Consider the following 21025-nt stretch of genomic DNA (forward strand, 5'->3'; position numbering starts at 1 on the left):
ACCATAGCGTGCGGGAACCACCTGATCCCTTGCCGAACTCAGCAGTGAAACCGCTCAGCGCCGATGGTAGTGTGGGGCCTCCCCATGCGAGAGTAGGTCATCGTCAGGCACTTATTCTGAAACCCCGGCCATTGGTCGGGGTTTGGCATGAAAAACCCCGAGTTCATTAGAGCTCGTGGTTTTTTCATGCGCGGCCCGTGAAAGTGTCACCTGTTATCATGGCGTTGCGAATCACAACCGGAGATCGTACGTGACGCTGACCACCCCGGCCCTGCTCTTTCCCGCCATCTCGCTGCTGCTGCTGGCCTATACCAACCGCTTCCTGGTGCTCGCCCAGCTGATCCGCAAGCTGGCGGACGAGGAGCGTGACCGGCATCAGACCGGCACCGCCCGACAGATCGTGTTGCTGCGTCGGCGCATCTCCCTGACCAAGCGCATGCAGGTGGCGGGGGTGCTGAGCTTCCTGCTCTGTACGCTGTCGATGTTCGCGCTCTTCCTGTCGCTCGAACTGCTGGGCATGCTGCTCTTCGGCGTGAGCCTGGTGACCCTGTCCATATCGCTGATCTACTCGCTCTGGGAGGTGACCATTTCCACCAATGCACTCAATGTCCAGTTGCAGGATATCGAGGATCAGAGGAAGGGCACTTCCCCGGTGGCGCCCGAGGAGGCCAGCCCATGACAGTGCCCGGTGAGCTGCTGCTCTATTGTCGTCCGGGGTTCGAGCCGGACCTGGCGGCAGAACTCGCGGAGAAGGCCATGGCGCTCGGCTGGCAGGGAGAGGCCGACGTCAGCCCAGACGCCGGTTTCGTGCGCTTCATCGCCGCCGGGGATGCACCGGCCAATGCCCTGCATCGGGCATTGCCGCTGGAAAGCCTGGTGTTTGCCCGCCAGAGCCTGCTCGCGCTGCCGCCCCTTTCGCTTCTGCGCGAGGATCGCCTCACCCCGATCATCGAGCAGGTGGTGGCGAGCGGCTGGAGCTTCGATTCGGTCTGGCAGGAGACACCGGACACCAACGAGGCCAAGGCCCTCGCCGGCCTGATCAAGGCCCTGAAGCGGCCGCTGGAGTCGCTGCTCAAGAAGCGGGGCGCCCTGCGGCGCAAGGCCGGCGGGCGCCGGCTTCACCTGCTGTGGAGTGACGGGGACCGCGTGCAGCTGGGCATGAGCTTTCCCGGCAACCGCAGTGAACTCCTCGGAGGGATTCGCCGGCTGCGCTTTCCCCATCGTGCGCCCAGCCGCTCCACCCTCAAGCTGGAGGAAGCCTGGCACGAGTTCATCCCGCGAGATGAATGGGACGAGCGCCTGGGGGAGGGTATGCAGGCGGCCGACCTGGGCGCCGCCCCCGGCGGCTGGACCTGGCAGCTGGTGCAGCGCGGCATGCATGTCTATGCCATCGACAACGGCCCCATGGACAAGGGGTTGATGGCCACGGGGCTGGTGGAGCACCTGTGCGAGGATGGCTTCGTCTGGGAGCCGCCGGGTCGGCTCGACTGGCTGGTGTGCGATATCGTCGACAAGCCGTCGCGCGTGCTGTCGATGGTCCAGCGCTGGCTGGTGCGTCGCTGGTGCCGGGAGGCGGTCTTTAACCTGAAGCTGCCCATGAAACGGCGCTGGCAGGAGGTCTCCCGCTGCCTGTCGGGCCTGGAGTCGGCGCTCGCCGAGGCCGGCGTCCGTGCCGAGGTGGCGTGTCGCCACCTCTACCATGATCGCGAAGAGGTGACGGTACACGTGCGGATCCTGGACTGACGCTGATCCGCGAGCCGTCAGTGGGTCGTCGGCTCGTAGATGCGGATACGTTCCTCCTCGGTCAGCAGCGGCAGCAGGCTCTGCATGACCCGGGCGCGTGTCTCGCTTTGGTACCACTCCTTCCAGGCGCGCATGTCACGCCACTTGGTGATCATCAGACGGCGATCGCTGTGGCCAAGCTCGACGAGGCTCTCGCCGCCGACGAAGCCACGCGCGCCGAGAGAGTGGCGCATGGCCTCCCGGGCGGCTGCCTCGTATTCCTCCTCCAGGCCGGGCATGATACGACGTTCGATAATGATCTTGATCATCCGTTACTCCCTTACTTAACTGTCCTGCAACGAGGTCATCGATGGTTGATTCCGCGGATTCCCTGCCGGCCTGTGATGTGCAACTCGATACCACGGGGCTCTACTGCCCTGAACCGATCATGCTGATGCACAACAAGGTGCGTGACATGCACTCGGGAGAGGTGCTCAAGGTGATCGCCAGCGACCCGGCCACGACCCGTGACATCCCCAAGTTCTGCAGTTTCCTCGGGCATGAGCTCCTGCATCAGCAGGAAGACGACGGCCGCTACCTCTACTTTATCCGTCTCGGCTGAGCCGCGACCAGCCCGTCAGTCGGTCGACGAGTCAACGTCGCCGCCGGGCATGACCATCAGCGCCAGGGCCTCGAGGGTGGTGGGGTCCTCGTGGCGGATGCGGTTGGCGATCTGCCGCTGGAAGAAGTAGACCACCTGGTGGCGGCTGTGGCCGGGATAGAGGCAGGGGTCGCCGGGAAGGATCGGGGTGGTCTCGATCAGCCGCTCGTCGACGAGCAGGGCCTCCACGGTGCCGTCGCTGTAGAGGCGCCAGCCGAAGACCTGCTTCAGCTGCCAGGGAGCATCGCTCTCGTCCATGCACAGAGCATGGGTCCCCTGGGTCTCGGGCAGCTGCTGGATCAGCGTGGTCTCGTCGGTCTCCTCGTAGTCGAAGTAGGCGGCGGCGTGCTCGAGTTCCAGCACCTTGTGCTCGGGGGGCTGCTCGAAGAGCTCCTCGGTCTCCGGGTCGCGATAGCCGATGAAATGGCCATGCTCGGCGTCATCCAGGCGACGGCAGGGTGTGAGGGCCTCCATCCAGGGCACCAGGCCGACTACCTCGCCATCTTCCTGCAGCCCCCAGGCCAGCAGAGGCATGCCGTACAAGGTGTCGGTATCTGAGGCGAGCCGATAGACCATTTCCAGATTGTCCAGCTCGGGCGAAAGGCGAACCAACCGGCGCCGGGCCAGTTGACGTTGGCGCATGGCCTCGAGGTCGATGACCCGGGCGGAGCGGGGTGACTGCGGGATTCCCATGATGTCCCTCCAAGTGCTGCGTGGTCACGGCATCGGCCTGGTAAGCAGCGCACTGCGTCACTATTTATCTCATCAATAGCACAGAGTGATTGCCAAGGTTAAGTCCCGGCGGCTCATCTGCAGTGACGGGCGAGACGGTTGCGCAGTGCAGCGTGGCGCTCGCGGGCCGCCGCGAAGGCCGGCAGCGGGGCTTTGGGGGCGGTCAGCGACAGCCAGCGTCGCCGGTAGTCGGCCACCGCCGGTGGGGACGCCACATGCACCTCGAGGAGGGCGTCGATGGCCCCGAGCCAGTGCCGGGCGGCGCGGTCGAGGTCCTCCAGCCAGGTCGCCAGTCGGGTCGCCTCTGGCGATCCGGCCAGGCGGTCGGCCGCCCCGCGACAGGCTGCGCGGTCCTCGCGCCTCAGGGCGCCCTCGATCAGCGTCGAGGCCTCGGCCAGGCGCTGTTCGGCGAGCAGCAGGGTGCGCAGAAGCTCGGCAGACAGCGGGCGTTCCTGCAGGGTCTTGAGGTGGCCCTCGAGGGTGGCCGAATCGGCCATCCAGTCGCGGTCGAACTGATGCAGGGTCGCCTTGCGCAGATAGCGCAGCGCGGCACTGCGCGGCTCGATCTCGTCGAGGGCCTCGGGGGAGAGGGGAGAGCTCGCCCGGGAGAAATTCTTGACCCACTCCTCGGAGGCGAATAGGGCGTTCCAGCTGACCCGGGGCAGCTGTTCGGTCTTGGTGCCGGTGAGCCGGGCCAGGCGTTCACGGCTGTCATCGGAGAGGGCGTCCGGGACGTCGCCGTTCCAGCAGCCGCTCAGCCGGCGCCACAGCTGGAGTTCGTAGAGCCAGCGCTGGCTGGGGGCCGCCACCTTGCCGAGCTGGTTGTTGCGTCCCGCCACGAGGTTGGTGATATGGCACTCGCGCAGGGCATAGATGTCGAGCATGCCCTCGCGGGTCTCGGCGACTTCGAACAGCCGCTGGTCGTGTTCGGGGAAGGCCGCGATGTTGTCCGGGGTCGAGCGCGGCGGCGCCTCGAGCGAGACGGTCTCGGCGAGGCGCTGCTGGTAGTCGCTCAGCAGGGCCTCGCTGTCGCCCTCGCCGCAGCCGGCCAGCAGCAGTAACGGCAGCGCCATCAGCCTCCGGATCCCGCGGCGGCGGGATGCACGGCCGGCGTCACTCGGCAGGAATCTCGATCTGTCCATGGGTCGTCGCCTTGCTGATGCGCCTGAGTCGCTCGCCCAACAGCACGGCTGCCGTGGTCAAGCCGGCAATCAGGCCGATCCAGTAGCCGTACACGCCCAGCGGGCCGAGCCATCCGAACAGGCCATGTGCTCCCAGCCAGTGGCCTCCGCCGAGCCCCACCAGCCAGTAGGCCAGCAGGGTGATCAGCATGATGATGCGGGTGTCCTTGTAGCCTCGCAGGGCCCCGGCCAGGTTGACCTGCAGGGCGTCCGACACCTGGTAGAGCATCGCCAGGCCGACCAGCGTTAGGGTCAGGCGCTGCACCTCGCTGTCATGAGTATAAAGCCCGATCACCGGCTCGGTGGTGAGCCACAGCAGCAGGCTGTTGAGCCCCGCCACGGCCAGCGCCACCAGGATGCCGTGCCAGGCCACCAGCCGGGCGGCATCGGGGCGGCCCTGTCCCAGGGTGTTGCCGACCCGCACGGTCAGGGCCATGCCCAGGGAGAGCGGCAGCATGAACAGGATCGAAGTGTAGTTGAGCGCCACCTGGTGGGCCGCCACGGTGATCTCGCCGAGGCTGGCGATGAACAGGGCGATCAGCGTGAACAGCGTCACCTCCACGAAGATCGCCACGCCGATGGGCACGCCCACGTGCAGCAGCTCGCCGATCAGCGGCCAGCGCGGAGGCGTGGGCGAATGCCACAGCGCGACGTCGCCGTAGGCCCGGGAATGCCGGGTGTAGGCGATCATCGCCAGGCCCATCACCCACATGGAGAGCGCCGTGGCGATGCCGCAGCCCAGGGCGCCGAGGGCCGGCAGACCCTGCACGCTGCCGGGTAGCCAGTCGCCGAACAGCCCCGCCAGCCCCTCGCCGCCGTAGATCAGCACGAAGTTGCAGGGGATGTTCACGCCGAGGCCAACCAGACTGATCCACAGTGACGGTCGGGTATGGTTCATGCCGTCCGAGAAGGCGCGTAGCGCCTGGAAGAGCGCCACCCCGGGCATGCCGAAGGCCACGGCGGCCAGGTAGGCGGCGGCGCGCCCGGCGACCTCCTCGGGCACCGCCATCAGGCGAAAGATCGGCATCACCGTGAACCACAGCAGCACCGCGGCGACCATGCCCAGGGCGAGGGCGATCCACAGCGCCTGGTGGACGCTGGGGCGGATCCCTGCCGTGCGGCCGCCACCCAGCAACTGGGCGACGATCGGCGTCAGCCCCATCAGGGTGCCGGTCATGAACAGCATCAGCGGCAGCCACAGGCTGGAACCCACCGAGACGGCCGCCAGGTCGGTGGCACTGAGTCGCCCGGTCATCATCACGTCGACGACGCTCATCCCGGCCTGGGCCAGCTGGGACCCGCAGATGGGCAGCGCCAGGCGCATCAGGGGGCGCGTTTCCTGGCGGCTGGTGGCCAGCAGGCGTGAGGCGAACGAGGCCAAGGCAGCAGCTCCATGCGTCAAGGGTGAGTCGGCAGCGTCCGGCCCGGGACGAGCGCCGGCAGGCCGTCCAGTCTATCAGGAGGCAACGATTTTCGCGCCGCGCGGCCTTGCCTCTATAATGGCGCCCTTTACGCCTTCCAGGAGCCTGCGTGAGCCACCGACTCGAGGATGTCATTGCGCTGTTCGACGGTCTCTTCCTGTCCCGCTACCAAACCCACCTGGTGCGCGGCGGAGACGAGCCGCTCTACCTGCCGGCAGACGAGGTCTCCCCCTGGCATCGGGTGATCTTCGCCCGCGGCTTCTACGCCAGCGCCCTGCACGAGGTCAGCCACTGGTGCATCGCCGGAGCCCGGCGGAGACAGCTCGAGGACTACGGCTACTGGTACCTGCCCGACGGCCGGGATGCCCGCCAGCAGCGCGTCTTCGAGGCGGTGGAGGTGGCGCCCCAGGCACTGGAGCGGCTCTTGTCGCAGGCCTGTGGCCTGCCCTTCAACGTCAGCGTCGACAACCTGGGCGAGGTGGAGGTCGACCGCGAGGGCTTCCAGGCGCGGGTCGAGGCGTGGGCCGAGCGCTACCTGCGCGAGGGTCTGCCGGGGCGCGCGGCGGCCTTCCGGCAGACGCTGGCGGCCTTCTACCGGGAAGGGGCCAGCCTCGAGCAAGCCGTGGCGGCCGGGCACCGTCGGCTCGAGTCGGCAGGATCGCGGCCCCTCGGGGTGATCGACTAGGCTGTAGGGCAATGTCCCGCCGACCGGAGGCCGACCGTGGCCGACTCCCTGCCCCAGGAACAGCGCTTCCTCGCCGCCCTGCATGACGACACCTGGCCCGCCCCGTCACACGACGGCTCCCTGGAGGCGGCCGGGCTCGACACCGAGGGGCTCGTCGAGCTCTTCGAGTCCCAGTTGACCAGCCGCCACCTCGACCTCCAGGCCCGGCGGGTCCAGGCACGGGGCGAGGGCTTCTACACCATCGGCAGTGCCGGCCACGAGGGCAACGCCGCCATCGCCCGCGCCTTCCGCCCCGATGATCCCGCCTTCCTGCACTACCGCGATGCCGCCTTCCTGATCCAGCGCAGCCGCGCCGTGCCGGGCCAGACGCCGATCCGCGACCTGCTGCTGAGCTTCACCGCCTCGTCGGAGGACCCGATCTCCGGTGGGCGCCACAAGGTGCTGGGCTCCAGGGCGCTCAGCATCCCGCCGCAGACCAGCACCATCGCCTCCCACCTGCCCAAGGCGGTGGGGGCGGCCCACAGCCTCGGCCTGTGGCGTCGCCTGGGCGGTGGCGGCGAGTGGCCGCCGGACAGCGTGGTGATCTGCAGCTTCGGCGATGCCTCCTTCAACCACTCCACCGCCCAGGGCGCCCTCAATGCCGCGGGCTGGGCCGCCTGGCAGGGCGCGCCCATGCCGCTGGTGATGGTCTGCGAGGACAACGGCATCGGCATCTCCATGCCCACGCCGCCCGGCTGGATCGCCGCCAGCATGCGTGCCCGCCCCGGCTTCCACTATCTCGCCTGTGACGGTCTCGACCTGCTGGACACCTGGCAGGTGGCCCGCGAGGCGGCGCACCTCGCCCGCAGCCGTCGCCAGCCGGTGTTCCTGCACATGCACTGCGTGAGGCTGTTCGGCCATGCCGGCTCCGATGCACAGCAGGCCTACCTGTCGACCGCGCGCATCGAGGCCGACGAGGCCCGCGACCCGCTGCTGGTCAGCGCCGGGCTGCTGCGTCGCCACGGCGTGCTCTCCGTGGAGGAGATCGCCCAGCGCTACCGGGCGATCGGCGAGCGGGTGGCCCGGGAAGCCGAGGCGGTGATCCAGCGACCCAGGCTCGAGAGCGCCGCGCAGGTCATGGCGAGCATCGTGCCGCCGCCGCGCCCCGGCCGGCAGACCCCCTGGCAGGGGGAGGTCGATGCCACCCCGTCCCCCATGGCCAGGCTGATCAACCAGGCGCTGGCGAGGCTGATGACCCGCTACCCGCACCTGGTGATGGCCGGCGAGGACATCGGCCGCAAGGGCGGCGTCTACGGGGTCACCCAGCGCCTGCAGGCGCAGTTCGGCCCGCACCGGGTGATCGATACGCTGCTCGACGAGCAGAGCATCCTGGGGCTGGGGATCGGCCTGGCCCAGAGCGGCCTGGTGCCGATCCTGGAGATCCAGTTCCTCGCCTACCTGCACAACGCCGAGGACCAGCTGCGCGGCGAGGCGGCCACGCTTAGCTTCTTCTCCGCTGGCCAGTTCACCAACCCGATGGTGGTCCGAATCGCCGGGCTCGGCTACCAGAAGGGCTTCGGCGGCCACTTCCACAACGACAATGCCATTGCTGTGCTGCGCGACATTCCCGGGTTGCTGGTGGCCTGCCCGTCCAGCGGGGCCGAGGCGGTGGGGCTGCTGCAGGAGGCCGTCCGCCTGGCCGACGAGGAGCAGCGGGTGGTGGTGCTGATCGAGCCCATCGCCCGCTACCACGCCCGGGACCTGCTGGAGGAGGGGGATGATCGCGGCTGCTGCGCCGACCCGGGGCCGGACTACCGCCTGGCGGTGGGCGAGCTCGGCCAATGGGGGGAGGGACGCGACCTGGCCATCGTCAGCTACGGCAACGGGATGCACCTGTCACGGCAGGCGGCCACCCGCCTCGAGGCCGAGGGCATCGCGCTGCGCCTCATCGACCTGCGCTGGCTCACCGCCATCGACCACGATGCCCTGCATCGCCGGGTGGCGGATTGCTCGCGAATCCTGGTGGTCGACGAGTGCCGGCGGTCGGGCTCGCCGAGCGAGGAGCTGATCACCGGCCTGGTCGAGCGCGGCGTGGCGGGCCAGCGCCTGGCGCGGCTGACCGCCGAGGACAGCTTCATTGCCCTGGGGCCGGCCGCCACGGTCACGCTGCCCTCGGTGGCGGGTATCGTCGAGCGGGCCCTGGCGCTGCTGGGACGCTCGGGGGCGTAGTTGCCGTGGGGCCCCTCAGTCGTCGACGTCATCGCCGTCCAGCAGACGGCCATCGAAGGGACTGGCCTCGGGGGGTGCGACGCCCGGGGCGAGGCGCTGGTGCAGGTTGAGCATCACCGCCACCTCGTGCTCGGGGCGCAGTGGCTCGAGGCCCAGCTCGCCGAAGAGTTCGCCCCTTGCCCGGGCCCAACCGCCGGGCTCGAGGTCATCGTAGAGGCTCTCGGCCGGGGCCAGTTCGACGAAGGGGTCGAGGCCGTAGGTGTCGAAGAGTCGCGAGATCGTCGCCTCGTCATCACTCACGCCGGCCGTGAAGAGGGTTTCGCTGAAGTGGTCGTTCTCCAGCTCGCGAATAACGTCCAGCGGGCTTACGCCCATGCTGTTGAGCTCCTCCAGGCTGTACTCGCCCAGCGAGACCATCTCGCTGTCCAGCCAGTCGTCGTCCGGCTGGATCAGGGTGTGCTTGACCCGCCCGTCGGGCAGCGTCCAGGCGATGGCCAGCGGCAATCCGCCGTCCTCGCCGGTCTCGACGGCGATGAAGCCGGGGATCTCTTTGCTCTCGGGGCCGGCCATGTCAGGACTCCTCGTGTTCGGTGGCTGGGCGCGCCTCGCCTGCCGGCAGGCGGAAGAAGGCGAGCGCGGTCGCGGTGGTGGCACGGGCCAGTTCGGCCTCGTCCATGCCCCGCCAGTGGGCGATCTCCCGCACGATCCAGGGCAGCAGCGCCGGTTCGTGGCGTCTGCCCTTGAGTTTGGCAGGTAAATTGCGCGGCAGCAGGTACGGGCAGTCGGTTTCCACCATCAGCCGGTCCAGGGGGATCTCGTTGACCAGCTCGCGCAGGTGGTGGCCGCGACGCTCGTCGCACAGCCAGCCGGTCAGGCCGATATGCAGGTCCAGGTCCCGGTAGCCGTAGAGGGTCTCGCGGTCGGCAGTGAAGCAGTGCACCACGGCGTCGGGGATATCGTCTCGCCAGGCATGCAGCATCTCGCGCATGCGGCGCCCGGCGTCCCGCTCATGGAGGAACAGCGGCTTGCCGCTCTGGGCCGCCAGGCCGAGCTGGGCCTCGAAGGCACGCTCCTGCTCGGCGGGGGTGGAGAAGTTGCGGTTGAAGTCCAGGCCACATTCACCCACCGCCACCACCTCGGGCTGGCAGTGCAGGTCGCGCATCGCCCGCTCCAGCGCCGGGTCCCAGCGGCTGGCGTCGTGGGGATGCACCCCGGCGGTGGCGAAGAGCCCCGGGTGGCGGCGGGCCAGCGCCACCGCCTGTTCGGCATGCTCACGGTCGGTGCCGGTGAGGATCAGGGTGGTGACGTTCGCCGCCCGGGCGCGGGCCAGCACCGCCGGCAGGTCCCGAGCGAAACTGTCGTGGGTCAGGTTGGCGCCGATGTCTACCAGCGGCGCGGGCGAGGTGAAGCGCAGGGCCTCGGGCAGGACGTCGTCGCAGGTGTCGGTCGGGGCAACCAAGGCGGAACTCCTTCAGGGATCAGGCGCGTATTGTACCCGTCGCCACGCCGGGCCGGCCATGCGTTACACTAGCGCCCTTGATGAATGAAGAGGTGAGCGCGTGACCCTGCTACGTCTGGAACAGCTGCAACTGGCCTATGGTACCCAGGTACTGCTCAACGGCGCCGATCTGGTGCTGGAGAAGGGCGAGCGCCTCGCCCTGGTGGGGCGCAACGGCACCGGCAAGTCGACCCTGCTGAAGCTGGTGGCCGGCGAGGTCCAGGCCGATGGCGGCAACATCTGGCGCGCGCCGGGGTTGAAGATCGGGGTGCTCGCCCAGGAACTGCCGGATGCCACCGGCCAGACCATCTTCGACGTGGTGGCCCAGGGCCTGCCTGAGGCCGGTGAGTTGCTCTCCGAGTATCACCACCTGATCCACGACGAGGACCCGGACATGCGGCGCATGGCCGAGTTGCAGACGCGGATCGAGGCGATCGACGGCTGGTCGTTCCACCAGCGCATCGACGTGGTGCTGACCCGGCTGGGGTTGCCGCCCGACGCCGAGATGGCCGCGCTCTCCGGTGGCTGGCGCCGCCGCGTGGCGCTGGCCCGGGCGCTGGTCGCCGAGCCCGACCTGCTAATGTTAGACGAGCCCACCAACCACCTGGATCTGGACACCATCGCCTGGCTGGAAGAGCAGCTGCTGGACTTCAATGGCGCCGTGCTCTTCATCACCCACGACCGTGCCTTCCTCTCGAAGCTCGCCACGGCGATCCTCGAGCTCGACCGCGGCCGCCTGGGCCGCTACCCCGGGGATTATGCCGCCTACCAGGAGCAGAAGAACCACGAGCTGGAGGTCGAGGCCCGCGAGCATGCCGAGTTCGACAAGAAGCTCGCCCAGGAGGAGGCCTGGATCCGCCAAGGCATCAAGGCACGCCGCACCCGCAACGAGGGCCGGGTGAGGGCGCTGGAGCAGCTGCGCCGGGAGCGCAGCGAACGCCGCGAACGCCAGGGCAAGGCCTCGCTCGCCGTCGATAGTGGTGGGCGCAGCGGCAAGCGGGTGGTGGGTCTCGAGCACGTCACCCAGCGCTTCGGCGATGAGGTGGTGATCGACGACCTCAGCCTGGAGATCCAGCGCGGCGACCGCATCGGCTTCATCGGCCGCAACGGTGCCGGCAAGACGACGCTGCTCAAGATTCTGCTCGGCGAGCTCGATCCGACCGAGGGCAAGGTGCAGTTCGGTACCAAGCTGCAGGTGGCCTATTTCGACCAGCTGCGTGCCGGCCTGGAGCCCGAGAAGAGCGTCTACGACAACGTCGCCCAGGGCAGTGATCGCATCAGCGTGGGGGGGCGCGACCGTCACGTGATGAGCTACCTGCAGGACTTCCTGTTCACCCCCGAGCGGGTGCGCCAACCGGTCAAGGCGCTCTCCGGTGGCGAGTCCAACCGCCTGCTGCTGGCCAAGCTGTTCACCCAGCCGGCCAATGTCCTGGTGCTCGACGAGCCGACCAACGACCTCGACGTCGAGACCCTGGAACTGCTCGAGGAGCTGCTGCTCGACTTCGACGGCACCCTGTTGCTGGTCTCCCACGACCGTGCCTTCATGGACAACGTGGTGACCAGCGTGCTGGCCTTCGAGGGCCAGGGGCGGGTGCGCGAGTACGTGGGCGGCTACAGCGACTGGGTGCGCCAGGGTGGCCGGCTGCCCCCCGCGCCCTGGGAGGGGGCGGCGCGTCAACATGCCGAACCCGTGGCCCCGGCGGCGAGCGACACGTCGGCACCGGCCAGGGCGTCCTCCGGCGCGAGCTCGGCGAATCGGCCGGTCAAGCTCTCCTACAAGCTGCAGCGCGAGCTCGATGGCCTGCCGGCCGAGATCGAGCGCCTCGAGGGAGAGGTGGCCGCCTTCGAGGCACGGGTGGGCGACCCGGCCTTCTACCAGCAGGAGGCCGAGACCGTTTCGGCAACCCTGCAGTCGCTGAACGACACCCAGGCCACGCTGGAAGCGGCCATGGAGCGGTGGATGGAGCTGGAGGCGATGGCGGCCGGGGAGTGATACCGGGCACCGCATCCGCACGGCGATGGTCGCGGTGGTGGTCCGCCGTCGCCTCACCTGCGGGCATCAACACCAAAGAAGGCGCCCTCGGGCGCCTTCGCAGTGGAGCGGGGCGAGGCGCGTTATTCCTCGCTCTCCTCGCCCTTGGCGCCGACCCGCACGGCCAGCACGTCGCACTGGGCGCCGTGCAGCACGCCGGTGGAAGTGGAGCCGAGCAGGAGGGCGAAGCCATGGCGGCCGTGGGAGCCGACCACGATCAGGTCAACGTCATGCTCCTCGGCGAAGCGGTGGATCTCGGTGTCGGGCATGCCCACCACCACGTGCTGGTTCTCGCGGGGCACATGGGTGTCGGCGATTTCGGCCAGGCGCTGCTTGGCATGTTCGTCGAGCTGGTCCTGGATGCTGGTGAGGTCCATGGGGATGTCGCCGCCATAGGCGAAGCCCAGCGGCTCCAGGGTATGCATGATCGACAGCGTGGCCTGGTTGCGGTCGGCGATCTGCATCGCCCGCTCCAGGACCTTGTGGGAGTCCTTGGTCAGGTCGACGGCGACCAGGACATGGCGATATTCGTTGCTCATGGTGTGACTCTCCGTACAGCATCCAGCGTGTTGGGGGATGCTTCCACTCTAGGACGCCTTGCGTGACAAGACAACGACTTGCATCAAGATTCACAGGGAGAACCGCATGGCCTGGTTGATCATTCTTGTCTCGGTGATGCTGGTGATCTCACCGGCACTCTGGCTCAAGCCGAACCCGCGCCAGAAGCGGGTGGCACGGATGCGCACGGCCATGAACCGGGCTGGCGTCACCGTCAAGCTGGCCCGGCCACCGCTGCATGATATCAAGGGCGTCATGCCCCACTACCGTTGGCCCTATCCGCCGCAGCAGCCTGGGCCCGACTTCATGCTGGTGCGGGACACCGAGGCCGGACCGGCGCTCAAGCCGTTCCGGCATGGCTGGTACTGGCGCTTCGAACCGCTGCGGCCGCTGCCGGCGGGGGCCGAGGCGCCGCTCGAGGCGTTGCTGACGCGCCTGCCCCTGGATGCCCTGGTGCTGGAGTCGAACCGGACGGCTCTCGGCCTCTGGTGGTGGGAGTCACAGGATGCCGAGCGTTTCTCCCGCTACCTGGAGGACTTCACGGCCCTGCGCGACGCCCTGGCCGGGCATCCCGACTATCCCGGGAGGGACGTGCCCCTGGAGGGGCCGCGCGCCTGAGGGCGATCACTCCGCATCCTCGCGGGCCTGGATCGCCAGGCCGTTCTCCTCGATGCGCGACAGCAGACTCGCCAGCTGGCCGACCTCCGCATCGTCGAGGCTGGCCAGCATCTCGCTGCGCGCCTGGCTGACCACCGTATCGATCTGCTCCAGCAGCGGCGTGGCCTTGGGTGTCAGGTAGATGCGCTTGGTGCGGCGGTCCTGCTCGCAGCCGCGCCGCTCGATCAGCCCCTGCTCGGAGAGCTGGTCCAGGGTGCGGACCAGAGAAGGGGCCTCGACGCCGATGGCGCGGGCCAGGTCGCACTGCGGCTGGCCGTCACCGAGCTGCCAGAGGTGGTAGAGGGTGATCCAGCGGGTCTGGGTCAGGCCCAGCGGCGCCAGTCGCCGGTCGATGACCGCGCGCCACAGGCGCGGCACGCGGGACAGCTGGAAGCCGATGTTCTGGTGCATGGTCTGTGCATCCGGGAGAAGCCTGACCGGATTGTCCGAACCGGCGACGTGGAATGCAAGCAGGCTTATCATTGCAGGTCATCGGCCATCCCCGCGTCATCCCCGCGTCATCCTCTGCCTCGCCTGCCTCGCCTGCCTCGCCTGCCTCGCCTGCCTCGCCTGCCTCGCCTGCCTCGCCCTCGGCGTTTCTCGGTTCATCCGTCGAGTCTAACAGCGCCCGTCCCGCTGGGGTGAGCCGTCGGGACCTGCCATGATGTCGGTAGGGGCTTGACGTTCGGGCTCGGCTGCACCAAGCTGTCGAAAATCAAACGACCGTATGAATTTCTGTAGGGAGGTTCGTGGATGATCTATCAAGGCAATGCCATCACGGTGGCGCGCGGTCTCGAGGACGGGGGCGATGCCATCGCCACGCTCACCTTCGACCTGAAGGATGAGTCCATCAACACGCTCTCCAGCGCCGTGGTCGCGGAACTGGGCGAGGCCGTCGCGGCCATCCGCGCCGAGAAAGGCCTCGAGGGCCTGGTGATCGGCAGCGCGAAGGAGGCGTTCATCGTCGGTGCCGACATCACCGAGTTCCACGGCATGTTCGAGCAGGGCGCGGAGCAGATCGAGGCCATGCTCGAGCGGGTGCACGACATCTTCAATGCCATCGAGGACCTGCCGTTCCCCACGGTCACCGCCATCAATGGCCTGGCCCTGGGCGGGGGCTGCGAGATCACCCTGACCACCGACTTTCGCGTCATGGCCGAGTCCGCCAGGATCGGCCTGCCCGAGACCAAGCTCGGCATCCTGCCCGGCTGGGGCGGCTGCGTGCGCCTGCCGCGGCTCATCGGCGCCGACAACGCCATCGAATGGATCGCCGGCGGCACCGAGAACCGCGCCGAGGCCGCCCTCGAGATGGGGGCGGTGGACACCGTGGTGCCGGGCGAGCAGCTGCAGGCCGCGGCCCTGGACATCCTGGCCCGCGCCCAGGCCGGCGAGCTCGACTATCGGGCCCGCCGTGCCGAGAAGAGCGCGCCGCTCACGCTCGGCCCCATCGAGCAGATGATGACCTTCGAGACCGCCAAGGGCTACGTCAAGGGCAAGGCGGGGCCGCACTACCCGGCACCGGTGGAGGCGATCAAGGTGATCCAGAAGGGCGCCGGCGAGTCGCGCGCCCGGGCCCAGGCCATCGAGACCAAGGCCTTCGCCAAGCTGGCGCTCTCCGAGGTGGCCTTCAACCTGGTCGGCCTGTTCATGAATGACCAGGTGGTCAAGAAGAAGGGCAGCCAGTACGCGAAGCAGGCGCGGCCGGTCGAGCAGGCGGCGGTGCTCGGCGCCGGCATCATGGGCGGCGGCATCGCCTACCAGAGCGCCTCCAAGGGCACGCCCATCCTGATGAAGGACATCAAGGAGGAGGCCATCGAGCTCGGCCTCAAGGAGGCCCGCAAGCTCTTCGCCAAGCAGGTGGAGCGGGGCAAGCTCTCCACCGGGCAGATGGCCGAGAAGCTCAGCAACATTCGCCCGACCCTCTCCTATGGCGATTTCGGCCACGTCGACCTGGTGGTCGAGGCGGTGGTCGAGAACCCCAAGGTCAAGGGCAAGGTGCTGGCCGAAGTGGAAGAGGCGGTCGGCGAGGAGGCGATTCTTACCACCAATACCTCGACCATCTCCATCACCCGCCTGGCCGAGAACCTCAAGCGGCCGGAGAACTTCTGCGGCATGCACTTCTTCAACCCGGTGCACCGCATGCCCCTGGTGGAGGTGATCCGCGGCGAGAAGTCCTCGGATACCGCCGTCGCCGCCACCGTGGCCTACGCCCGTGCCATGGGCAAGACGCCCATCGTGGTCAACGATTGCCCGGGGTTTTTGGTCAACCGCGTGCTCTTTCCCTACTTCGGCGGCTTCAGCCAGCTGGTGGAGCAGGGCGCCGACTTCCAGCGCATCGACAAGGTGATGGAGACGTTCGGCTGGCCCATGGGCCCCGCCTATCTGCTCGATGTGGTGGGCATGGACACCGCGGTGCACGCTGGCGAGGTGATGGCCGAGGGCTTCCCGGAGCGGATGGCCGGCATGGCCGGTGAGCGGGGAGACGGCCAGGGCAAGAGCGCCATCCAGGTCATGGTGGAGAACGACCGCCTGGGCCAGAAGAGTGCCAAGGGCTTCTACGCCTACGAGGAGGATCGCAAGGGCAAGCCCCGGAAGGTCACCGACGAGGCCGCCATCACGCTGGTCAAGGGCGTGGCCGGGGAGCGCCGCGAGTTTTCCGATGAGGAGATCATCGCCCGCATGATGGTGCCGCTGTGCCTGGAGACCGTGCGCTGCCTGGAAGACGACATCGTCGGCAGCCCCGCCGAGGCCGACATGGCGCTGATCTACGGCATCGGCTTCCCGCCGTTCCGCGGCGGCGCGCTGCGCTACATCGATGCCATGGGCGTCGACGCCTTCGTCAGCCAGGCGGAGCGCCTGGCCGAGGAGCTCGGCCCGCTCTACGCGCCCACCGAGAAGCTGCGCCAGATGGCCGCCTCCGGCGAGACCTTCTATGCCAGCAAGGCCCAGGGCTGACGCGTCCCCAGGATATGCCACGCAACGGTCAGGACGTTCCGGACACTATTTAAGGAGTTATCGATGAGCTTGAATCCGAGAGACGTGGTGGTGGTCGACTGTGCCCGTTCCGCCATGGCCAGGGCGAAGCAGGGCGCCTTCCGCCATGTGCGCGCCGAGAACCTCTCCGCCGCGGTGATGCAGGCACTGTTCGACCGCAACCCGGGGCTCGACCCGGCCGAGGTCGACGACGTGATCTGGGGCTGCGTCAACCAGACCCTGGAACAAGGCATGAACATCGCCCGCAATGCGGCGATCCTCACCGGGATCCCGCACACCGTGCCGGCGCAGACGGTCAACCGCCTGTGCGGCTCCTCGATGAGCGCGCTGCACATCGCCGCCGCCAACATCCGGGCCGGCATGGGCGAGTTCTACATCATCGGCGGCGTGGAGCACATGGAGCATGTGGGCATGACCCATGGCGTCGACGTCAACCCGGCGGCCAGCAAACACGTGGCCAAGGCGGCTATGATGATGGGGCTGACCGCGGAGCTGCTGGGCAAGATGCACGGCATCTCCCGCCAGGAGCAGGACGCCTTCGGCGTGCGCTCGCACCAGCGGGCCCAGGCGGCCATGGAGAACGGCGGGTTCGACCGCGAGATCATTGGCATCGAGGGCCATGACGCGCGCGGCTTCCGGGTCCGGGTCGATCGCGACGAGGTGATCCGCGGCGACGCCAGCCTGGAGAAGATGGCCGAGCTCAAGCCGGCCTTCGACCCCCGCGGCGGCACCGTCACCGCCGGCACCTCCTCGGCGCTCTCGGTGGGGGCGGCCGGCATGGCGGTGATGAGCGGCGAGCGCGCCCAGGCCCTGGGCCTTGCGCCCATCGCCCGGGTGCTCTCCACCGGCCTGGCGGGCTGTGATGCCTCCATCATGGGCTACGGCCCGGTGCCGGCCTCGAAGAAGGCGCTGAAGAGCGCGGGCCTGACCATCGACGACATCCAGACCGTGGAGCTCAACGAGGCCTTCGCCGCTCAGGCGTTGCCGGTGCTCAAGGACCTGGGCCTGCGCGACGCCATGGACGATAAGGTCAACCTCCACGGCGGCGCCATCGCCCTGGGCCACCCGCTGGGCTGCTCCGGGGCGCGCATCAGCACCACCCTGCTCAACGTGATGCAGGAACGCGATACCACCCTGGGCCTGGCCACCATGTGCATCGGCATGGGGCAGGGCGTGGCCACGGTGTTCGAACGCCTCAGGTAACCCGCCCGGCCTGATAAGCGTCGCGGTGATACGCACAACGGCACCCCTCGGGTGCCGTTGTGCATTGCGCGCTCGAATCTCAGTCGGGACTTGCCGCGTCGTGCACGGCCAGGCGGGGTTGCGCGTGGCGTTCGGACATCATGCTTTCGGCCTCGACCCATCCCTGTTCGCGGTAGTAGCGCAGCGCCCCTTCGTGCAGAGGGGCGCTGAGCCCTTCCTGGATCATCGCCTGGGGCGTCAGCTCGCCCAGGGCGGGATGGGCCGCCTGGAAGCGTGCGAAGTTGTCGAACACGTTGGAGACCAGCCGGTAGACCAGGTCGGGGTCGGTGTCCGCCGTGGTGACCAGGGTGGCCTTGACCCCGAAGGTCTCCACTGCCTGCTGGTCCGGGCCGTAGAGGCCGGCGGGGATCGAGGCCCGCGTGAAATAGGGGTAGGCATCCACCAGCAGGTCAACGAAGTCGCCCTTCACGTCGACGATCTCGGCATCGCACAGCCGGATGGCCTGGGCCACCGAGGCGTTGGGATGGCCCACGGTATAGACCATGGCGTCGATGTTGCCGTGGCAGAGCTCCATGGACTGCTGGTCGGCCGGCAGGTCGTGGGTCTGGCGGAAGTTGGTGCGGCTCCAGCCCCGGGCATCCATCAGCCTGAGCATGGTGCCGCGCTGGCCGGAGCCCGGGTTGCCGATGTTCACCGAGCGCTGCTGCAGGTCCTCGAAGTCCCGAATCTCGGCATCACGGCGCACCACCAGGGTGAAGGGCTCGCTGTGCAGCGAGAAGACCGAGCGCAGCGCCTCGTTCGGGCCGTCATTCCGGAAGCCCTCGGTGCCCAGGGTGGCATACAGGTGCAGGTCCGACTGGGCCATGGCGAGCTGCAGGTCACCGCGTCGCAGCCCGCGCAGGTTGGCACTGGAGCCCTCGCTGGGCTGCGCCCGGCAGGGCGTCTCGACGACACGGCACAGCGCCCGGCCGACCACGTGGTAGACCCCGGCGGGGCTGGCGGTAGCGATGATCAGGGGGTCGTCGGCCTCTGCCGACGGCGGGTTCCAGAGGAACAGGCTGGTCAGGCCGATGCCCAGCAGCCTTGCGGTTGTTTTCATGACTCACCTCGCGTCAGTGAGTCGGCCAGAGGCACTCCAGGTCCAAGGGGGGCTGGGCGGAAGCCGAAAGGAGGGACTTCACATCGCGTCTGGTCGACGTGTCGTGTTGTTCTGTTGATCTTGTTGTTGTCTTGTTGTCGCGCGATCAGCCGATGCGGCGTTCGACAAGGCCCGAAAGTCCCTGAAATTGGACGGGCCTCCTCGAGGTATAGCAGCTGTTCAAGGATCGGAAGGGACTATCAACGGAATTTAATCGTATATGGTTAGAGCACGCCGGCGTCGAGTCCCGCAGCCATCGCCATGCCCAGCTCCTCCACCTGGTCGACGAACCCCTGCTGCCATTCGCCGCGCAGGAGCAGCGGTTCCTGCACCCACTTCCAGCGCAGGCCGGTGACGATCCCCTCCACGGCCCGGCGGGTGCCGGTGCCGTCATGGCCGGCGCGGATATAGAGGGCACAGGGCAGACCCTGTTTCTCCTCCAGCACCGGGTAGTAGCTGCGGTCGAAGAAGTCTTTCAAAGCGCCGCTCATGTAGCCCAGGTTCTCGGTGGTGCCGAGCAGGATGGCATCGCAGGCCAGCACATCCTCGGGGCCGGCCTCCAGCGGCGCCTTGACGGTGACCTCGACGCCCTCGATATCGGGATGGCGTCCCCCGCGCTCGGCCGCCTCGCGCAGCCGCAGGGTATTGGGCGAGGGGGCATGGGCGACGATCAGCAGGCGAGGCATGGCGGTCTCCCGGGTTGAGCTCGTGGCTGTCGGTCATCATGCCATGGTCAGGTGGCGTTGACAGGCGTCGAGCTTTCTCCGACGCTGAGTCAGCGCTGTCGCACCGTCACGCCGAAACGTTGACATCTTGAACATCCAGGGAGGTTGATCACCATGGCCTTTGCACTCTCGACCATGCAGCTCGAAAGCTCCGCCTTCGCGGCGGGGGGTGCCATTCCGACGCAACACACCGGCGAGGGGGACGACATCTCGCCGGCCCTCTCCTGGCAGGGCGCCCCGGAGGGCACCAAGGGCTTCGCGGTGATCTGCCACGACCCGGATGCCCCCCTGGTGCAGAACGGCAGCTACGGCTTCGTGCACTGGGTGCTCTACAACCTGCCGGCCTCCACCAGCGCGCTCAAGGAGGGTAGCGGCGAGGGCACCGCAGGGCTCAACGATTTCGGCAAGACCGGCTACGGGGGCCCCATGCCGCCCGACGGTCACGGGGTGCACCAGTACTACTTCTGGGTGCTGGCGCTGGACAAGGCCACCGACCTGCCGGGGGGCTTGTCGCTGCCCGAGCTGCTCAAGCAGGTCGAACCGCACCTGATCGGCATGAACCGCCTGGTGGGCACCTACCAGCGCGACTGATCCGGGCGGCGTTGCGTCGTCCCTGCCGAGCCAGAAAGCAAGCGAGCCCGCGTCGATCGTCGACGCGGGCTCGCGGCGTCTAACGCCCATGGCTCAGGTGACGGCCTCGCTCGGCGCCGGGGCGGCCACGTCGTGGTGGTCGATCACCAGGTACTCCAGTTCCTCGCAGAAGGCGTCCAGGGCCTCGCTGGTATGCCCCGGCCGGCGGTGCAGCTCGATCTCCACCTGCCCCAGGGGCGGCAGGCCTTCCGCTTCGCCGACGATGCGACACCCCTCGGGCACGCTGCGCGGGGTCTTCACCGTCATCGCCAGGCCCGCCTGGACCGGCAGGTTGATGCCGGTGGGCGACTGGCTGGAATAGTGGACCTCCCAGCGCCGCTCCTCGCGGCCCAGGGCCGAGAGGGCATGGGCGCGGAAGATGCATCCCTCCGGGTTGAGCGCCAGAGGCAGGGTCGCCCAGCCGGCCGGCGAGATGCCCTCGGCCACCACCCAGACCATCGGCTCCCAGCCGAGCAGCTGGCCCGACTGGGTCGGCAGGTGGCGGATCGACAGCACCACGTCCAGCAGCCCCTCCTGGAAGCGCTTCACCAGGCTGGCGCTCATGTCGCAGTGGATCTCCAGGCGCGTGTCGGGGAAGCGCTCGGCATAGCGGGGCAGCAGGGCGGGCAGGTAGGCGGCGGCCTGCTCCTCGGAGGTGGCGAAGCGGATCAGCTCGCCGCGTTGTGTCTCGCCCAGGGCCTCCCGGGCCTCGTCCTCGAGCTTGAGCATGTGACGGGCATAGGGCAGCAGTCGCTCCCCCGGGGCGGTCAGCAACACGCTGCGGCTGGTGCGCTCCAGCAGCGCCTGGCCCATCTGGTCCTCGAGACGCTTGATCTGCAGGCTCACCGCCGACTGGGTGCGGTGCAGCACCTTGCCGGCGGCGCTGAAGCCCTGGCACTCGGCCACGGTGACGAAGGTGCGAAGTAGCGCGGTATCCATGATCAATGAGCTCTTGAAATTAGTTGTATCTCAATCATTCA

The 21025-nt window shown here is 68.4% G+C and carries 21 protein-coding genes and 1 rRNA gene; 11 read left to right on the forward strand and 11 right to left on the reverse strand.

The genetic code is table 11. The features are described 5' to 3' along the window. The 3 genes from rrf to rlmM all read left to right on the forward strand — a co-directional run. Positions 1–109 (forward strand): 5S ribosomal RNA (gene rrf, locus OP497_RS02985); the annotation flags it as partial. A 141-nt stretch (positions 110–250) separates the two neighbouring features. After that, complete coding sequence (locus tag OP497_RS02990) at positions 251–679, forward strand: DUF2721 domain-containing protein (RefSeq protein WP_280546400.1); 429 nt, start codon at positions 251–253, stop codon at positions 677–679. Further along, positions 676–1743, forward strand: a complete 1068-nt coding sequence (gene rlmM, locus OP497_RS02995; protein ID WP_280546402.1) for a 23S rRNA (cytidine(2498)-2'-O)-methyltransferase RlmM — start codon at positions 676–678, stop codon at positions 1741–1743. The genes OP497_RS02990 and rlmM overlap by 4 nt, the downstream gene beginning before the upstream one ends. A 17-nt stretch (positions 1744–1760) precedes the next feature. Here rlmM and OP497_RS03000 read toward each other — a convergent pair whose 3' ends face one another. Next, positions 1761–2051 carry an antibiotic biosynthesis monooxygenase gene (locus tag OP497_RS03000; protein ID WP_106228982.1) on the reverse strand — a complete coding sequence of 97 codons (291 nt, stop codon included), beginning with the start codon at positions 2049–2051 and terminating at the stop codon, positions 1761–1763. Positions 2052–2092: 41 nt separating this feature from the next. On the opposite strand from OP497_RS03000, the gene tusA reads away from it, so the two are divergent. Further along, entirely contained in the window at positions 2093–2344 is a 252-nt protein-coding gene (gene tusA, locus OP497_RS03005) for a sulfurtransferase TusA (protein WP_280546413.1), read from the forward strand. A 15-nt stretch (positions 2345–2359) separates the two neighbouring features. Here the strand turns inward: tusA and OP497_RS03010 are convergent, their stop codons facing one another. The 3 genes from OP497_RS03010 to OP497_RS03020 form a co-directional block, all read right to left on the reverse strand. Further along, positions 2360–3076, reverse strand: a complete 717-nt coding sequence (locus OP497_RS03010; RefSeq protein ID WP_280546415.1) for a hypothetical protein — start codon at positions 3074–3076, stop codon at positions 2360–2362. Between the two features lie 113 nt (positions 3077–3189). Continuing rightward, positions 3190–4188, reverse strand: a complete 999-nt coding sequence (locus OP497_RS03015) for a DUF3080 family protein (protein WP_280546417.1) — start codon at positions 4186–4188, stop codon at positions 3190–3192. A gap of 40 nt (positions 4189–4228) precedes the next feature. Then, the gene (locus OP497_RS03020) at positions 4229–5677 is read right to left on the reverse strand and encodes an MATE family efflux transporter (protein ID WP_280546418.1); all 1449 of its coding nucleotides are present in this window, start codon (positions 5675–5677) and stop codon (positions 4229–4231) included. 149 nt (positions 5678–5826) lie between these two features. Between OP497_RS03020 and OP497_RS03025 the strand changes: the two genes are divergently transcribed. Both OP497_RS03025 and OP497_RS03030 read left to right on the forward strand, forming a co-directional pair. Then, positions 5827–6402 carry an elongation factor P hydroxylase gene (locus OP497_RS03025; protein ID WP_280546420.1) on the forward strand — a complete coding sequence of 192 codons (576 nt, stop codon included), beginning with the start codon at positions 5827–5829 and terminating at the stop codon, positions 6400–6402. 36 nt (positions 6403–6438) lie between these two features. Then, entirely contained in the window at positions 6439–8610 is a 2172-nt protein-coding gene (locus tag OP497_RS03030) for a thiamine pyrophosphate-dependent enzyme (RefSeq protein WP_280546423.1), read from the forward strand. A gap of 15 nt (positions 8611–8625) precedes the next feature. Here the strand turns inward: OP497_RS03030 and OP497_RS03035 are convergent, their stop codons facing one another. After that, a complete protein-coding gene (locus tag OP497_RS03035) occupies positions 8626–9180 on the reverse strand; it encodes a hypothetical protein (protein ID WP_280546424.1) in 555 nt (184 codons plus the stop codon). A 1-nt stretch (position 9181) separates the two neighbouring features. Further along, positions 9182–10069 (reverse strand): TatD family hydrolase, encoded by an 888-nt coding sequence (locus tag OP497_RS03040; RefSeq protein WP_280546426.1) that lies wholly within the window; start codon positions 10067–10069, stop codon positions 9182–9184. 100 nt (positions 10070–10169) lie between these two features. On the opposite strand from OP497_RS03040, the gene OP497_RS03045 reads away from it, so the two are divergent. Further along, positions 10170–12101, forward strand: a complete 1932-nt coding sequence (locus OP497_RS03045; RefSeq protein ID WP_280546428.1) for an ATP-binding cassette domain-containing protein — start codon at positions 10170–10172, stop codon at positions 12099–12101. A 122-nt stretch (positions 12102–12223) separates the two neighbouring features. Here OP497_RS03045 and OP497_RS03050 read toward each other — a convergent pair whose 3' ends face one another. Continuing rightward, positions 12224–12679, reverse strand: coding sequence for a universal stress protein (locus OP497_RS03050; protein ID WP_280546430.1), 456 nt, complete (start codon positions 12677–12679; stop codon positions 12224–12226). 106 nt (positions 12680–12785) lie between these two features. Here OP497_RS03050 and OP497_RS03055 point away from each other — a divergent pair, with 106 nt between their 5' ends. Further along, positions 12786–13316 carry a preprotein translocase subunit YajC gene (locus tag OP497_RS03055; protein ID WP_280546432.1) on the forward strand — a complete coding sequence of 177 codons (531 nt, stop codon included), beginning with the start codon at positions 12786–12788 and terminating at the stop codon, positions 13314–13316. Positions 13317–13322: 6 nt separating this feature from the next. Here OP497_RS03055 and slyA read toward each other — a convergent pair whose 3' ends face one another. Further along, a complete protein-coding gene (gene slyA / locus OP497_RS03060; protein ID WP_280546434.1) occupies positions 13323–13766 on the reverse strand; it encodes a transcriptional regulator SlyA in 444 nt (147 codons plus the stop codon). Between the two features lie 342 nt (positions 13767–14108). Between slyA and fadB the strand changes: the two genes are divergently transcribed. Both fadB and fadA read left to right on the forward strand, forming a co-directional pair. Then, the gene (gene fadB / locus OP497_RS03065) at positions 14109–16310 is read left to right on the forward strand and encodes a fatty acid oxidation complex subunit alpha FadB (protein ID WP_280546436.1); all 2202 of its coding nucleotides are present in this window, start codon (positions 14109–14111) and stop codon (positions 16308–16310) included. Positions 16311–16373: 63 nt separating this feature from the next. Further along, a complete protein-coding gene (gene fadA / locus OP497_RS03070) occupies positions 16374–17552 on the forward strand; it encodes an acetyl-CoA C-acyltransferase FadA (protein WP_280546439.1) in 1179 nt (392 codons plus the stop codon). A gap of 79 nt (positions 17553–17631) precedes the next feature. On the opposite strand, the gene OP497_RS03075 is transcribed toward fadA, so the two are convergent. Together OP497_RS03075 and OP497_RS03080 are read right to left on the reverse strand one after the other, a co-directional pair. After that, a complete protein-coding gene (locus tag OP497_RS03075; protein ID WP_280546441.1) occupies positions 17632–18651 on the reverse strand; it encodes a TAXI family TRAP transporter solute-binding subunit in 1020 nt (339 codons plus the stop codon). 263 nt (positions 18652–18914) lie between these two features. Further along, positions 18915–19376: a flavodoxin family protein gene (locus OP497_RS03080; protein WP_280546444.1), complete on the reverse strand. Its 462-nt coding sequence runs from the start codon at positions 19374–19376 to the stop codon at positions 18915–18917. A gap of 153 nt (positions 19377–19529) precedes the next feature. On the opposite strand from OP497_RS03080, the gene OP497_RS03085 reads away from it, so the two are divergent. After that, a complete protein-coding gene (locus OP497_RS03085) occupies positions 19530–20006 on the forward strand; it encodes a YbhB/YbcL family Raf kinase inhibitor-like protein (RefSeq protein ID WP_280546445.1) in 477 nt (158 codons plus the stop codon). 93 nt (positions 20007–20099) lie between these two features. Here the strand turns inward: OP497_RS03085 and OP497_RS03090 are convergent, their stop codons facing one another. Further along, positions 20100–20984: a LysR family transcriptional regulator gene (locus OP497_RS03090; RefSeq protein ID WP_280546447.1), complete on the reverse strand. Its 885-nt coding sequence runs from the start codon at positions 20982–20984 to the stop codon at positions 20100–20102. Positions 20985–21025 lie beyond the last annotated feature (41 nt).

Source organism: Halomonas sp. 11-S5 (assembly GCF_029889825.1).
Taxonomy (GTDB): Bacteria; Pseudomonadota; Gammaproteobacteria; order Pseudomonadales; family Halomonadaceae; genus Halomonas.